Here is a 15,039-nt window from a genome sequence, read left to right as displayed (position 1 = left end):
CGCCGTCGATCAGGCCGCCCGCGCCTGCGTGAACGCCGCTGCGTTGCGTTCGACGAAGTGCCGCATGCTGATCGGCGAGTGGCCGGTGATGCGTGCGAAATCGTCGGTCATGCGGTCGTAGCGGCCGGCCACGTGCAAGTGCGCCATCTCGACCAGGTGCGCGACCATGTGCGGCGGCAAGCCCGCTTCACGCAGGCGTTGCGCCCAGGTTTCCAACGGGACGTCGCGATACGCGATCGGGCGGCCCAATGCCTTCGAGAAATCCGCCGCGTAGTGGTCCAGGTCGGTCGAGGCGAAGCCCGTGAGGTTGTAGACATTGCCGATGTGCCGCGCGGGTTCATCGAGGATCACCGCGACCGCGCGCGCGACATCGACCGAAGAGATCGGTGAGGTCTTGCTCTGGCCCAGCGGCAGCATGAGCGCATCGTTCGCGCGCACGGCATCGGCCGCCAGGCGCAGGAAGAAGCCTTCGAGGAACACCGTCGGACGCACGGTCACCACCGGCAGGCCCGACCAGGCGAGCGCCTGCTCGGCGAGCCAATGCTGCTTGTGCTGCGGGCTGCGGGTCGATTCGGTGATGCTCATCTGCGACACGGTCATCTGCGACAGATTGACGAAGGCTTCCACGCCGTGGTGGCGCGCGACCGCCGCGGTGTTGACCGTCGCATCCAGGTAGGTCGGAGAGATCGACATGCCGAAGTACAGGCGCTTGATGCCTTCCATCGCGCGGTGCATGTCGGACAGGTCGGTGAGGTCGCCTTGCACCACTTCGGCGCCCATGGCGCGCAAAGCGGCGGCGCGCGCGTCTTCGCGGCGGACCAGTGCACGCACGCGATGGCCCTTTGCGAGCAGCAGTTCGGTGAGCGTGCGGCCGATGGCGCCGATGTCGCCTGCGGCGCCGGTCACGAGGATGGGGGGTGCTGTGTTCATGGGGATTCTCGGAGTTCCAGGGGAAAGAACGGAGGCCGGATCACTCGCCGTCCAGGACGCGTACGCTCGCCGACATGCCGGGCAGCAGACGGTCGAGTTCGCGCGTGTCGTCCAATGCGATGCGCACGGGCACGCGCTGCACGATGCGGGTGAAGTTGCCGGTGGCGTTGTCGGGCGGCAGCAATGCAAATTGCGCGCCGCTGGCCGGCGACAGGCTTTCGAGGCGGCCGTGGAAGCTGGTGCCGGGCACCGCGTCGATCTCCACGTCGACGCCATCGCCGATGCGCATGCCGTGCAGTTGGGTTTCCTTGAAGTTGGCCACCACCCACAGTTCCGTCGGCACCAGGCCGATCAACTGCGTGCCGGGCCGTACGTATTGGCCGACGCGCGCGATGCGCTCGCTCACTCGACCGGCGACGGGCGCGCGCACTGTCGTGCTTTCGACATCCAGCTGCGCCAGCGCGACCGTCGCTTCCGCCGCGCGGATATCGGCCTGCAGTTGCGGGCGCTGGCTTTCGAGCACGGCGATGCGTTGGTTCGCCGCGGCGGCGTTGGCCTGCATTTCGGTGACGCGCGATGCCGCGGCTTGCGCCGAGGATTGAAGTTGATCGAACGACGCGGCGGCGATCAATTGCTGGCTGACCAGTTGCGCGCCGCGCGCCGCATCGCGCGAGGAACGCGCCGCTTCGGTCGAGGCTTCGCCGACGGCCGCATCGGCCTGGCGGATCACGGCACGCTGCAGGCGCAGCTGCGCGTCGAGGTTGACCACCGCCGCGCGTCGTGCAGCGACCGCGGCCTGCGCCTGCGCGAGCTTCGCGCGATAGTCGCGGTCGTCGATGCGGAACAGGATCTCGCCGGCGGCCACGCGCTGGTTGTCCTTGACGCGCACGTCCACCACGTAGCCGGCGACCTTCGGGCTGAGTTGCGTGACATCGCCGCGCACGTACGCGTTGTCGGTGTAATGCGATCCCCAGGACTGCACGACGCCATCGGGATGCAGGGCCGCGGCCGCGGCGGCGGTGGCGACGGCGGCGGCGATCACGCCGACGATCGAAGCGGTGCGAAGTTTCATGGAGTGGCTCCGGTACGAACACGAACGGGGGGAGGGACGGGGCCGAGCAGCGTCACGAGCAACCCGGTGAAAAGCAGGAGCACGGCGACCAGCACGAAGGCGTCGTTGATCGCGAGCAGCCAGGCTTCGCGGCGCACGCTTGCGGCGACCTGTGCGATGGCGCGTGCCATGGCGAGCGTTTCGTCGCCGGTGCGTGCGGACCATTTGTCCGCCAGTGCGGTCAGTCGATCGGCCTGGGAGGGATCGAGCCAGGAGACATGCTCGACGAGGACGTTGGAGTGGAACTTCTCGCGCTCGGTGGTGAAGTGCGTGAGCATGCCGACGCCGATCGCGGTGCCGCCGACGGTCGTCATGTTGAACAGGATGGCCGCGGTCGGGCCGTCTTCGGGCTTGAGCGAGCCTGCGCCGATCATCACGCCGGGCACGAGGAACAGCATCTGCCCGGCACCGATCAACGCCAAGCTCGCATGCAATTGCGCGCCGGCCGTCAGGTTGCTCGCATCGCTGCCCAGCGCCACGCCGAAGAAACACGCCAGCACGCCGACGAGCATCGAGACGCGTCCGTCGAAGCGATTCACCAGCGACCACGCCAGCAGGAAGGCGAGGATCTGCGGCACCAGGTTCCACCACAGCGCGCCGGCGGTCTGCAGCGGGCGATAACCCTGCGTGTAGCCCAGCAGCAACGGAATCAGATAGACCGTGATGGCGAAGGTCGCGCGAACGATGAAGTTCATCGTGATCGGCACGGCGAAGCGGCGGTCGGCGAACTTGCGCAAGTTGACGATGCGCATCGGCGAGGTGAAATACATGACGACGAAACCGATCCCGGCGCCGATGCCGATCGCGGCCAGCGTCGCGATGATCGGGCTGTCGAACCAGAAGCGGCGCGTGCCCTGCGAAACGACCATGAGCAGGCTGCTCGTGGCGACGGCGAACAGCAGCGCGGCAATCCAATCGGATTTCAATTCCGCCTTGTTGACGGGCGACGCGGGCAGCCAGCGCAGGCCGGCGAAGATCAGCAGCACGCCGGAAAGCCCTTGCAGGAGGAACAACGAACGCCAACCCAACGCCGCCTCGATATACCCGGACGCCACGGGCCCTGCATTGACGGAAACCAGCAACACGAAGGCCAGCAAGGCCAGGCCGAAGGGCAGGCGCGGGCTGCCACCCCAGGCGCGGAAGAGCGCGGTGAAGGCCATGGGGCCGAACATGCCGCCGACGAAGCCATGCAATGCGCGCATCACGAGCAGGAACGGCAGCGACGTCGCACTCGAAGACAGCCACGCGATGATCGCGAATGCCACCGCGCTGGCGAGGAACAGGCGGCGCAGGCCGAAGGTCCGTGCGAGCACGGGCGATGCCACGAAACCGAAGAAGTTCGCCGCCGAATAGAGCGTGGTGGCCCAGGACACTTCATCGGCCGACGCGCCCAGACCGCCCTGGATATCGGCGATGTTGGTGCCGGTGAACTGCGCGCTCATGTTCGCGAGGAAGCTTCCCGCGAGCGCGGTGAACACCAGCGTTCCGGTGCGCGGGGCCGCGGCGGGTGCGGGTGCAGCGGCGGCGTGGGCGGTGGCGGCGATTGCGTTCATGGACATGGTCGGTCCGGCGCGCCGCGTGGGCGCGCCGGTCCTGTTCCTTACTTCGCGGCGACCGCGTAGCGCGCGGCCGGCGTGGTGGAGGACAGCTTGGTCGCCAACGCATTGCGCGCGTCTTGCCACGCGTCGAACTCGGCGGACGGCAACGCGGGGATCGTGACCACTTCACCCAATTCCAGGCCCACGAGCGAGGCGTCGACCATGTCCTGCGCGGACATCACGATTTCTTGCGGAAGTTCTTCGACGGGCTTGCCGGCGACGTCCCAGAAGTCGGTCCTGGTGGCGCCCGGCAGCACGGCCTGCACGCGTACGCCCTTGTCAGCGAGTTCATGGTGCAGCGATTGCGTCAACGCGAGGACATAAGCCTTGCTGCCGCCGTAGACGCCGTTGAGCAGTTCCGGCGCGATGGCGACGACGGAGGCGATGTTGACGATCGTGCCCTGGCCGCGCGCGACGAAGGCCGGCGCCACCGCGTAGGACAGGCGCGTCGGCACGTTGACGTTGAGCGCGATCATCCGCTCCATCTCGTGGATGTCCGACTGCAACAGCGGCGCGGTGGCGCCGATGCCCGCGTTGTTCACGAGCATCGTGATGCTCGCGTCTCGCTTCAGGACGTCTTCGACTTTCGCCACGCCCGCCGCATCCGTCAGGTCGGCGGCCAGCGTTTCGACCGAACGACCCGTGCGGTTGGTGAGGTCTTCGGCGAGCGCGCGGAGCTTATCGGCGCGACGCGCGACGAGGATCAGGTCGTAACCCGATCGGGCGAGGCGGTCGGCATAGACCGCGCCGATGCCCGAGGATGCGCCTGTGACCAGCGCCGTACCGCGGTGGAGGAGGGTATTCATGGAGTGGGGTTCCGTAGGTCGGCGGGGTGCCGGGTACGGGGCGCACTCTAGGCCGGGTTGTGCGTGGCCGAAATGTCGTATATACCTCGTTTCATGCCATCGCGAGGAACTGCCATGATCACCATCGGTTTCGTCTTGCCGCCGGGCTTCCAGATCATGGGCCTTGCGGCCGCGTCGGCCTTCGAACTTGCGAACACCGCCGCGCGCGAGCGCTTGTACGACATCCGCCTGCTGTCGGAGCACGGCGGGCCGCTGGTGAATTCCTTCGGCGTTCCGCTGGAAACCAAGGCCTTGTCGCGGCAGCGCGTCGACACGTTGATCGTCACGGGGCTGATCCAGCCCAGGCCGGGTCCACCGGGCCTGATCCGCCAGTTGCGACGCCAGGCGACCACCACGCGTCGCATCGCATCGGTGTGCACCGGTGCGTTCCTCCTCGGCGAAGCGGGCCTGCTCGGCGGCCGGCGCGTCACGACGCACTGGAGCTGGGCGAAGGCGCTGCAGGCGCAATTCCCGGATGCGCACGTCGAGGAAGACCGCATCTTCATCATCGACGGCAACGTGTGGACTTCCGCCGGCATGAGCGCGGGCGTGGATCTGGCGCTGGGCATGATCGAGAAAGACTTCGGCGCCGAGATGTCACGCGCCGTCGCGCGCCTGCTGGTCGTGCACCACCGGCGCGCGGGTGGGCAATCGCAACATTCGGCGTTACTGGACCTGGATGCGAAGACCGATCGCATCCAGGGCGCGCTGGCGTATGCGCGCCAGCACCTGCGTTCGGCGCTGACGGTCGAGGAACTCGCGGAGGCCGCGCACTTGAGCCCGCGGCAATTCAGCCGCGCATTCCGCTCCGAAACCGGCCAATCGCCCGCGAAGGCGGTCGAGCAACTGCGCGTGGAAGCCGCGCGCATGATGGTCGAGCAAAGCCGCATCACCATGGACGAAGTCGCGACGGAAACGGGCTTCGCCGATCCCGAGCGCATGCGGCGTGCGTTCCTGCGCGCGTTCGGACAACCGCCGCAGGTCATCCGGCGCAACGCGCGCCTGACGGCGGCCTGAGCGGAGTAGGCGAATGGATCGCATCGAGGCCATGAAGATCTTCGTCGCCGCACTGGACGAAGGGAGCCTTGCGGGCGCGAGCCGGCGAACGGGGCGTTCCCCCGCTGCCGTGAGCCGTGCGATCGCCTACCTCGAAGCGCACGTCGGCGTGCCGTTGCTGCACCGGACCACGCGTTCGCTCAAGTTGAGCGAAGCCGGCGAGCGCTATGCGGCGGCTTCGCGACGCGTGCTCGCCGAACTCGAACAGGCCGATCGCGAAGCCGCCAGCGAGCGATCGGTGCCGCGCGGCACGCTCACCATCACCGCGACCATGTACACCGGGGTCGAGATCCTGCGCCCGATCGTCGATGCCTTCATCGATGCGCATCCGACGGTGCAGGTGCGATTGCAATTGCTGGAGCGGCCGGCGAACCTCATCGAGGAGGGCGTGGATGTCGCGTTGCGCATCACCCACCTGGCCGATTCGACGCTGATCGCCAAACCCGTGGGGGAGGTGCGCAGGATCGTGGTCGCCTCGCCGCGCTATCTCGCCACGCATCCGCGCATCGACGAGATCGGCGACCTGGCCAAGCACGCGATCATCACCACCGACCACATGGGCCTGGATGGCTGGCGTTTCCCGGCCGTGGAGGCGGGAGGCATTCCGCGTTCGGTCGCGTTCGTGCCGCGCCTGGTGGTGAACAGCCTGCATGCGGCCATCGCTTCGGTCGTCGAAGGCCACGGCATCGGCCGCGTGCTGTCCTATCACGTCGCGCCGCTCATCGCGCAGGACGCGTTGCGCATCGTCTTGCCCGACGACGAGCCCAAGCCGATTCCCGTCAGCCTGGTGTGCCCGCAGGGTCGCTTGTCGGTGCCGAAGGTGCGCGCCTTCGTCGAGTTCGCCTTGCCGCGTTTGCGCGCCACCTTCGCCGGTTTGCGCGTCTGATTCGTTCGCTGCGCGGAAGAATGTCTGCCTGGATCGGCGGATTCTAAAGCGCGTGCTGCACGCCTAGATTGGGCCCCGTCGAAAAACGACGCCTCCCCCATTCAAGGAACACAGCAATGAACACCCAACAGAAAGTCGCAATCGTCACCGGCGCATCGCAGGGCATCGGTGCCAGCCTCGTCCGCGCCTACCGCGACCGTGGTTATCGCGTCATCGCGAACTCGCGTTCGATCAAGGCCTCGAGCGACCCGGACATCCACGTGGTCGCCGGCGACATCGCCGATCCGGCCGTGGCGCAGAAGATCGTGCGCGAGGGCCTGGAGAAGTTCGGCCGCATCGACACGCTCGTCAACAACGCCGGCGTCTTCATCGCCAAGCCCTTCGCGCAGTACACCGCGGAGGATTACGCCTCGGCGATCGGCACCAACGTGGGCGGGTTCTTCCACCTCACGCAGGCAGCGCTCGGTGAAATGGAAAAGCAGGGCAGTGGGCACGTGGTCTCCATCACCACCAGCCTGGCCGACCATGCGATCGACGGCGTGCCGTCGGTGCTCGCCAACCTCACCAAGGGCGGCGTGAACTCGGCCACCAAGTCGCTCGCGGTGGAATACGCCAAGCGCGGCATCCGCGTGAACGCAGTCTCGCCCGGCGTGATCAAGACGCCGATGCACCCGCCGGAAACGCACGCGTTCCTCTCCGCGCTGCATCCCGTCGCCCGGATGGGTGAAATCAGCGACATCGTCCAGGCCGTGATGTACCTGGAGAGCGCGGGCTTCGTCACCGGCGAGATCCTGCACGTCGATGGCGGCCAGAGCGCCGGTCACTGAATGATCGGCGTTTTGTAACGCAACGTATCCGCCCGCCACACAGCCAAGTTTCCCGACAAAAACGGGGTTTTGCGAAACGCGGGCGATACGGGGGAAGCGCCAAATGGCGCCATGCAGAAGGGGGCCCCTCCGGCCCCCCCAAAGGAAATTCCCCGATGAACACCCTCGACACGATTCCCACAAAGCGTTCCCCCTTCATGACCCGAGTGGACGGCGTCGGCCAATGGCTCGCACCGCTCGGCCTGCGCGCCATCCTCGGCTGGGAGTTCTTCGAAGCCGGCCATGAGAAGTTGACCGGCCAGAACTGGTTCGTCGATGCCGCCGACAAGTTCCCCGTGCCGTTCTCGCTGCTTTCGCCCTCGCTCAATTGGACGCTGGCGAYGTGGATCGAGCTGCTCGGCAGCATCGCGCTGGTCGTCGGCCTGGGCACGCGCTACGTCGCCTCGGCGCTGTTCGTGCTCACCGTCGTCGCGATCTACGCCGTGCATTGGCCGAGCGACTGGTCGAGCCTGTCGGAGCTGTGGCAGGGCTATGCGATCACGAACGAAGGCTTCGGCAACTACAAGTTGCCGCTGATCTACCTGCTGATGCTGCTGCCGCTGATGCTCAACGGCGCAGGCCGCCTGAGCGTCGACCATTTCATCGCCGCCAGCCGCGGCGGCGTGCCGCGCACGAACGTCGATGCGCGCGCCTTCGGCGTCGTGACCCTCGCCATCGGTGTCACCACCTCGCTGTTGTTGCCGTGGTTCGGCGGCGCGCTGGCGATCGCCGGCCTATTGCTCGCGGCCTGGCCGGCGGCACGCCCGACGGCACGCACTGTTTCCTGATCGTCCATTCCCCCGCGGCGACGCCGCACCTACTGGAGTTCCACGATGTCCCGTTCCAACACCACCACGCTCGGCATGCTCGGCCTCGCGCTCGCCGGCCTCACCCTCAGCACCTCGGCCTTCGCCGTGCAGCCGCTCGCGCAGCCCTACATGGTGGCCGCCGCCCACGTCGGCGATGAAGGCAAATGCGGCGAAGGCAAGTGCGGCACGAACAACGCCAAGCCGGCCAGGCAGGCTGCCGCGAGCAAGACCGCCGAAGGCAAGTGCGGCGAAGGGCAGTGCGGCGACGCACGCTTCGCCAAGACCGACACCGACGACGACGGCCGCGTCTCGCACGCCGAATACCTCGCCCGCGTTCCGACCGGACAGGGCTGGGCCGACAAGGACGCGAACAAGGACGGCTACATCTCCGAGCGCGAAGCCTACGACTACGTCAAGGGTCGCTTCGAGGCGAACGGCCGGAAGATCCCGCTCAACCTCTTCGCTGCATTCCCCGAGTAACCACGTTTTCCACTTCCCGGAATCCACGCCCATGCGCCGCATCGACTCCCTGACCTCAGCCGGCCTCGGCCTTCGCCGCGGCCTGATGAACGACCTTCTTGCGATGGACGCGCATGCCGTGGATTTCCTGGAAGTGGCCCCCGACAACTGGATCGGCGTGGGCGGCAAGTTCGGCGAGCAACTCGACACCTTGTCCAAGCGCTTCCCGATCTCCGCCCACGGCCTGTCCCTTTCGCTGGGCGGCACCGAACCCTTGGACATGGACCTGCTCGCGAAGACGCGCGCGTTCAACGACCGGTTCGGCGTCGTGCTCTACAGCGAGCACCTCAGCTATACGTCCGACGACGGGCAGCTGTACGACCTCATGCCGATCCCGTTCACCGAGGAAGCGATCCACCACGTCGCCGCCCGCATCAGGCAGGTGCAGGACGTGCTCGGCCGGCGCATCGCCGTGGAGAACGTTTCCTACTATGCGGCGCCCTACCAGGCGCTGGCCGAGGGCGATTTCATCAATGCCGTGCTTGCCGAAGCCGATTGCGACCTGCTGCTCGACGTGAACAACGTCTATGTCAATTCGATCAACCACGGTTACGACGCCGAGCGCTTCATCGCGCAACTGCCGGCCGATCGCATCGCCTCGTACCACATCGCCGGGCATTACGACGAAGACATCGACCTGAAGGTCGACACGCACGGCGCGCCGGTCAAGGGCGATGTGTGGCAGTTGCTGGAAAGCGCGTATCGCCGTTTCGGCGTGCGCCCGACCTTGCTCGAACGCGATTTCAATTTCCCGCCCATCGCCGAACTCCTGGCCGAAACCGACCGCATCCGCATGTTGCAACACACTTACACCGATCGGCAGCGACTGAAGGAGCTGCGCCGTGCATGAGATCCTGCGCGAACAGCAATTCACGATGGCGCGCCACCTTCGCGATCCCGACGCGCATGCGCCGCCGCCGGGCATCGAGGAACGACGCCTGCGGATTTACCGCGAGCTGTTTTTCAATGCGATCGAATCCTTGCTGGCCGGCGGCTTCCCGGTGATCCGCCAGACGCTCGGCGAAGCCGGCTGGAAGGCGCTGGTCCGCGCGTTCTACGCACGGCATCGCAGCCGCACGCCGCTGTTTCCGCAGGTCGCCGGCGAGTTCGTCGAATACCTCGACATGCACGCGAGCGAGGACATGCTGTTGCCCTGGCTGCCTGAACTCGCGCATTACGAATGGGTCGAGCAGGCGCTGTTCGTCAGCGATGCAACGATTCCCCCGCACGATCGCGATGGCGATCTGATCGAAGGCGTCCCGGTCCTGTCGCCGCTTGCGTTGCCGCTGGCCTATCGCTGGCCGGTGAGCGAGATCGGGCCGGGCCAGGTGCCGAAGCAGGCGCCGAAGGAGGCGACCACGCTGCTCGTGCATCGCGATGCGCAGGGCGAGGTGCGTTTCACGAAGATCGCGCCGCTCGTGCATCGTTTGCTCGAAATGATCCGGTCGCATGCGCGCACGGGCCGCGAACACCTGGCGCTCCTCGCGCGAGAGGTTGGCGCCGACCCCGAGCAACTGCGCGCACTCGCGCTGCCGGTGCTCGAACAATTGCGAATCGATGGCGTCGTGCCCGGCACGGCGTTGCCCACGAATCCTGTGTCTCCACAGGCCCCACGGCGTGTCGAAAACGCCGCTCTGTCGTTGCTTCCCTCCCCAACAAGGTAATCGCAGTCATGACCCTTCCCCTCGAAAAGGCGCTCTACACGGCGCACACCCACACCATCGGCGGCCGCCACGAAGGCCACGCGAAGTCCGACGACGGCCAGCTGGAAGTCGACTTCAGCACGCCGGGCTCCGGCAAGCCGGGCACGAACCCCGAACAGATGTTCGCGGCGGGTTGGTCGGCCTGCTTCATCGGCGCGCTGGGCTTCGCCGCGCAGCAGTTGAAAGTGCGCCTGCCGCAGGACACCTCGGTCGACGCCGCGGTCACCCTCGGCACGACCAGTGCAGGCCAGTACCAGTTGTCCGCCAAGTTGACGGTCAACCTGCCGGGTATCGACGAGGACACCAAGAAGAAGATGGTCGAGATCGCGCACCAGACCTGCCCGTATTCGCGCGCCACGCGTGGCGACATCGAAGTGGAAGTGGCGGCTGCGTGATGCACGCCATGGCACGCACGCGCATCAAGCGCTTCCAGGCCGCCGGCATCGTGCCGGCGGCGCGGAGCTGGGCACAGGCCCTCGTCGCGGGCGTGTGTTTCCTCCTCGTCGGTGTCGGGTGTACGCCCGATGCCGGCGCCGTCACGCCGCAGCCCGCGCCGGAATTCACCGGCACCGGACAGTGGTTCAACAGCACGCCCCGCACCATGGCCGACTTGCGCGGCAAGGTCGTGCTGGTGGAGTTCTGGACCTACACCTGCATCAACTGCCTGCACGTGATGCCGCAGGTGAAGCAGTGGCATGCGCGCTACGCAAAGGACGGCCTCGTGGTCGTCGGCGTGCATACGCCCGAGTTCGACGAAGAGCACGTCGCCGCCAACGTGCAGAACGCCATCGCGACTTACGGGATCGATTATCCGGTGGTACAGGACAACGACTACAAGACATGGGATGCCTGGGGCAACCGCTTCTGGCCGGCGTTGTATCTGGTCGACCGCAGCGGCAAAGTGGTCTACCGCCACTACGGCGAGGGCGGTTACGCCCAGACCGAAGCGCGGATCCAGGCACTGCTGGGAACGCATTGAGATGGACCACGCAGACCACATCCTCGTCGTCGACGACGACGCCGAAATCCGCGGGATGGTCGCCGATTACCTGGCGAAGAACGGCCTGCGCGCGACGGCCGTCGCTGACGGCCGCGAGATGCGCGCGGTGCTCGAACGCAACGCCGTGGACCTGATCGTCCTGGACCTGATGATGCCGGGCGAGGATGGCCTGACCATCGCGCGCGATCTGCGCGCCGGCAAACACCGCGCGATCCCGGTGGTGATGCTGACCGCGCGCGACGACCAGACCGATCGCATCATCGGCCTGGAAATGGGCGCGGACGATTACGTGACCAAGCCCTTCGCGGCGCGCGAGTTGCTGGCGCGCATCAAGTCGGTCATCCGCCGCACGCGCATGCTGCCGCCCAATCTCCAGGTGACCGAGGCCGCGCGCATGATCGGCTTCGGCCGCTGGAAGCTGGATACCACCGCGCGCCATCTGCTCGATCCCGATGGCACGGTCGTCTCGCTCAGCGGTGCGGAATTCCGCCTGCTGCGCGTCTTCCTCGATCATCCCAACCGGGTGCTGAGCCGCGACCACTTGCTCAACCTGACGCAGGGGCGCGATGCCGAATTGTTCGAACGCTCGATCGATCTGCTGGTGAGCCGCTTGCGGCAGCGCCTGCAGGACGGCGCGCGCGAACAGACCTACATCAAGACCGTACGCAGCGAAGGCTATGTTTTCAGCATGGCGGTGACGCTGATGGGCGAGGGCGAATGAACGCAGCGCCGCGCTGGTGGCCGCAGTCGATCGCAGCGCGCCTGTTCCTGATCCTGGCGGGCGGGTTGCTGATCGCGCACGCGCTCGCCTTCGCGTCGCAATTCTATGAACGTTACGACGCCGCGCGCTCGATGTTGATGTCCAACGTCGAACAGGACGTCGTCGTTTCGGTCAACATGCTCGACCGGCTTCCTGCGGCCGAGCGCGCGGAGATGTTGCCGCTGATGCGTCGGCGCACGTTCCACTATGTGCTGGGGCCGGGCGAGGGCGGTGCGCCCCTGGCCAATGCGAAGGCGCGCGACCTGGTGCAGCGCATCGGCGCCGTGCTTGGTCCGCGCTATCCGATCACCGCGAACGCGATCGCCGGCGACCCGCGGCGATTCGAAATGCACGTGCGCCTGGGCGACGGCAGCCCGGTCACGATCGACGCACGGCCGTCGGTCATGCCGCTGGCCACGTGGCTGCCCTACGTGCTTGCGGCGCAACTGGGGCTCTTGTTGATCTGCACCTGGGTTGCCGTCCGGTTCGCGACCCGCCCCCTGGAACGGCTTGCGCGCGCGGCCCAGACGCTGAGCCCGACGGGCGAAGGCGCGCGGCTGCAACCCGGTGGCCCGACGGAAGTGGCCAATGCGGTCGCGGCCTTCAATGCGATGCAGGACCGCATCGCACGTTACATGCGCGAACGCCTGCAGATCCTCGCCTCGATTTCGCACGACCTGCAAACCCCGATCACGCGCATGAGCCTGCGCGCCGAAGCGATGGACGCATCCGGAGAGCGCCGCAAGATGCTGGCCGACCTGGGCGAAATGCAGCACCTCGTGCGCGAAGGCATCGCGTACGCACGCTCGGCGCATGGTGCCTCCGAACCGATCGTGCGCGCCGATCTCGATGCGTTCCTCGACAGCCTGGTCGCCGATTACCTCGACACGGGGAAGGCCGTGACGCTCTCCGGCCGCGTGGAGCGTCGGGTCGCCACGCGCCTGCATGCGTTGCGCCGCATCCTCGCCAACCTCGTCGACAATGCGCTCAAGTACGCGGGCGCGGCGGACGTCGTGGCCATGGCCGAGCCTTCGGGCGACGTCGTGGTGCGCATCTGCGATCGTGGCCCGGGCATCCCGGAAGGCGAACTGTCGATGGTCACCGAACCGTTCTACCGCGTCGAAGCCTCACGCAATCGCGAAACCGGCGGCACGGGGCTGGGCCTGGCCATCGCGCAGCAGCTGGCCGATTCGATCGGTGCAACGTTATCGTTGCGCAATCGCGAAGGTGGTGGTTTGGAAGCCACCGTGCGCCTGCGGAGTTGAGCTGATGGACGCGATGCTCCAACTCATCGCAACCTGGGGCCTGTTGGTCGTGTTCGCCTCGGTGCTGCTCGACCAGGGCGGCATTCCCGTGCCCGCGTATCCGTTGGTCATCGTGACCACCGCGGTCGCGGTGCACCATGGCGAATCGACGTTCGCCATCTTCCTCGTCGCGACCCTCGCGGCCGTGCTCGCCGATTGGGCGTGGTTCCTCGGCGGGCGCCGCTTCGGCAACACGCTCGTGCGCCTGATGTGCAAGTTGTCGCTCTCGCCCGATTCCTGCGTGATGCGCACGCGCGGTGTGTACGGGCGCTGGGGCCCCGCATCGCTGATCGTCGCCAAGTTCGTCCCGGGGTTCGCCGCAGTCGCGACCACGCTTGCGGGGCAAACGGGCACGAAGACGCGGACCTTCCTGTTTTTCGACGCGATCGGCGCGGCCCTGTGGGCCGGTGGCGCCGTGCTCCTGGGCATCGTGTTCGAGGATGCCGTCGAAGACGTCTTGAACGCGCTGGAGAACACGGGCCACTTCGCGCTGCCGGTGGTGCTCGGGCTCATCATTGCCTTCGTCGCGTGGAAATGGTGGCGGCGACAGCGCTTCCTGCGCGCCCTGCGCATGGCGCGGATTTCGCCCGCGGAACTCGACGCGTTGATTGCCTCCGGCAGTTCGCCCTTGATCCTCGATGTTCGCGAGAAAGGCCAGCACGACAGCACGGGCTGGATCCCGGGCGCGATGCTGGTGCGCACGCCCGACGAAGCGCAGGCGCCGCCGCACGGCGAGGTGATCGTGTATTGCGATTGCCCGAACGAGATCAGCGCGGCGGTGCTGGCGCATGCGCTCAAGGCGCGTGGGTTCCGACACGTGCGGCCGTTGGCGGGCGGGTTCGAGGCGTGGCGTGCCGAAGGGCGCGCGGTCGAGGGCGGCGTCTAGCGCGCGAGGCCTCGCTCGATCGCCGGCTTCCGCCTGCGGCGCACGGTGCGCACCAGTTCGAACAAGGTCACGCCGGCAACCACCAACACCGGCACGCTCAGCACACCCGACCCGCGCATCGCATCGGGAAAGAACTTCGCCTGTCCGAGGAACAGCGATGCCGTCGCGATCCACAGCCCCGTGCCCATGCGCCACAGATGTCGCACGAGGCGTTGGGCGCCTGCGATGCGGCCGGCGATCAGGAGGCGCGCGTCGAGGAGCGTGCCCGCCAGGCTGACGAATCCGAACGCGAAGAACACACCCGCGGGAAAGTGATCCACGCCGCCGTCGCGCACCGCCAGCAGGCCGAGCCAGGCCGCACGCGCGGTCGCCACGGCGCCGAGTAACAACAGGGCGACATACCAGCCGTGCGCAATGACCACTTCGCGCTTGACCGTGAGATAGCCGGTCGTCACCAGGTAAAGCGTCACCATCGCGGCGAGCACGTTGCCGCGATTGGGATGGACGAAGGAAGCGGCGTACCAGGCGGTTCCGGTCAAGGTGATCATCGCGACGACGAACGCATCGCCGGAACGACGATGCAGCGGTGAACCCTTCTTCGCGAACAGTGCGGTGAAGCCCGCAAGGATGGCGACCGATCCGGCAGCGATGTGCACCCAGCGCAACAGCATGGCGAACGACCTCCCGGGTCCGGTGTGGGCCGAATGTGGAAGCGTGCGAGGGGTGCGTCCAGCCCGCCTGCGACGAACGACGGTCTGGCGGGCAT

At 67.1% G+C, this 15,039-nt stretch carries 17 protein-coding genes; 12 read left to right on the top strand and 5 right to left on the bottom strand.

Annotation, left to right across the window (positions count from 1 at the left end):
* Positions 1–9: 9 nt before the first annotated feature.
* From AC1DOM_RS09075 to AC1DOM_RS09060, 4 genes are read right to left on the bottom strand one after another with little or no spacing between them, the layout of a single operon-like run.
* The gene (locus AC1DOM_RS09075; RefSeq protein ID WP_498962410.1) at positions 10–930 is read right to left on the bottom strand and encodes an SDR family NAD(P)-dependent oxidoreductase; all 921 of its coding nucleotides are present in this window, start codon (positions 928–930) and stop codon (positions 10–12) included.
* A gap of 40 nt (positions 931–970) precedes the next feature.
* A complete protein-coding gene (locus AC1DOM_RS09070) occupies positions 971–2,002 on the bottom strand; it encodes an HlyD family secretion protein (protein WP_498962408.1) in 1,032 nt (343 codons plus the stop codon).
* The gene (locus tag AC1DOM_RS09065) at positions 1,999–3,600 is read right to left on the bottom strand and encodes an MFS transporter (RefSeq protein ID WP_498962406.1); all 1,602 of its coding nucleotides are present in this window, start codon (positions 3,598–3,600) and stop codon (positions 1,999–2,001) included. Before AC1DOM_RS09065 ends, AC1DOM_RS09070 begins: the two co-directional genes overlap by 4 nt.
* 41 nt (positions 3,601–3,641) lie before the next feature.
* Entirely contained in the window at positions 3,642–4,445 is an 804-nt protein-coding gene (locus tag AC1DOM_RS09060; protein ID WP_498962404.1) for an SDR family NAD(P)-dependent oxidoreductase, read from the bottom strand.
* A 114-nt stretch (positions 4,446–4,559) separates the two neighbouring features.
* Here AC1DOM_RS09060 and AC1DOM_RS09055 point away from each other — a divergent pair, with 114 nt between their 5' ends.
* The 12 genes from AC1DOM_RS09055 (at position 4,560) to AC1DOM_RS09000 (ending at position 14,273) form a co-directional block, all read left to right on the top strand.
* Positions 4,560–5,501, top strand: a complete 942-nt coding sequence (locus AC1DOM_RS09055) for a GlxA family transcriptional regulator (RefSeq protein WP_498962402.1) — start codon at positions 4,560–4,562, stop codon at positions 5,499–5,501.
* 13 nt (positions 5,502–5,514) lie between these two features.
* Positions 5,515–6,426, top strand: coding sequence for a LysR family transcriptional regulator (locus AC1DOM_RS09050; RefSeq protein WP_498962400.1), 912 nt, complete (start codon positions 5,515–5,517; stop codon positions 6,424–6,426).
* Between the two features lie 116 nt (positions 6,427–6,542).
* Positions 6,543–7,253, top strand: a complete 711-nt coding sequence (locus tag AC1DOM_RS09045; protein WP_498962398.1) for an SDR family NAD(P)-dependent oxidoreductase — start codon at positions 6,543–6,545, stop codon at positions 7,251–7,253.
* Between the two features lie 197 nt (positions 7,254–7,450).
* On the top strand, positions 7,451–8,080 hold the full coding sequence (locus AC1DOM_RS09040) for an HvfX family Cu-binding RiPP maturation protein (protein ID WP_498962396.1): 630 nt from the start codon (positions 7,451–7,453) through the stop codon (positions 8,078–8,080).
* Positions 8,081–8,125: 45 nt separating this feature from the next.
* On the top strand, positions 8,126–8,581 hold the full coding sequence (locus tag AC1DOM_RS09035; RefSeq protein ID WP_498962394.1) for an HvfA family oxazolone/thioamide-modified RiPP metallophore: 456 nt from the start codon (positions 8,126–8,128) through the stop codon (positions 8,579–8,581).
* 31 nt (positions 8,582–8,612) lie between these two features.
* On the top strand, positions 8,613–9,470 hold the full coding sequence (locus AC1DOM_RS09030; protein WP_498962392.1) for an HvfB family MNIO-type RiPP peptide maturase: 858 nt from the start codon (positions 8,613–8,615) through the stop codon (positions 9,468–9,470).
* Positions 9,463–10,284, top strand: coding sequence for an HvfC family RiPP maturation protein (locus AC1DOM_RS09025; RefSeq protein WP_498962390.1), 822 nt, complete (start codon positions 9,463–9,465; stop codon positions 10,282–10,284). The genes AC1DOM_RS09030 and AC1DOM_RS09025 overlap by 8 nt, the downstream gene beginning before the upstream one ends.
* A gap of 8 nt (positions 10,285–10,292) precedes the next feature.
* Positions 10,293–10,718, top strand: coding sequence for an organic hydroperoxide resistance protein (locus tag AC1DOM_RS09020; RefSeq protein WP_498962388.1), 426 nt, complete (start codon positions 10,293–10,295; stop codon positions 10,716–10,718).
* 8 nt (positions 10,719–10,726) lie between these two features.
* Positions 10,727–11,302, top strand: coding sequence for a thioredoxin family protein (locus AC1DOM_RS09015; RefSeq protein WP_498962386.1), 576 nt, complete (start codon positions 10,727–10,729; stop codon positions 11,300–11,302).
* Between the two features lies 1 nt (position 11,303).
* Positions 11,304–12,044, top strand: coding sequence for a response regulator (locus AC1DOM_RS09010; RefSeq protein ID WP_498962384.1), 741 nt, complete (start codon positions 11,304–11,306; stop codon positions 12,042–12,044).
* Positions 12,041–13,348: a sensor histidine kinase gene (locus tag AC1DOM_RS09005; RefSeq protein WP_498962382.1), complete on the top strand. Its 1,308-nt coding sequence runs from the start codon at positions 12,041–12,043 to the stop codon at positions 13,346–13,348. Before AC1DOM_RS09010 ends, AC1DOM_RS09005 begins: the two co-directional genes overlap by 4 nt.
* 4 nt (positions 13,349–13,352) lie before the next feature.
* A complete protein-coding gene (locus AC1DOM_RS09000; RefSeq protein WP_498962380.1) occupies positions 13,353–14,273 on the top strand; it encodes a rhodanese-like domain-containing protein in 921 nt (306 codons plus the stop codon).
* On the opposite strand, the gene AC1DOM_RS08995 is transcribed toward AC1DOM_RS09000, so the two are convergent.
* On the bottom strand, positions 14,270–14,944 hold the full coding sequence (locus AC1DOM_RS08995) for a DUF2306 domain-containing protein (protein ID WP_498962378.1): 675 nt from the start codon (positions 14,942–14,944) through the stop codon (positions 14,270–14,272). The two genes, AC1DOM_RS09000 and AC1DOM_RS08995, sit on opposite strands and share 4 nt — an antisense overlap.
* Between the last annotated feature and the right edge of the window lie 95 nt (positions 14,945–15,039).

This window comes from Lysobacter sp. P5_B12 (assembly GCF_056400425.1).
This window is presented reverse-complemented; position numbering and strand designations above follow the sequence as displayed.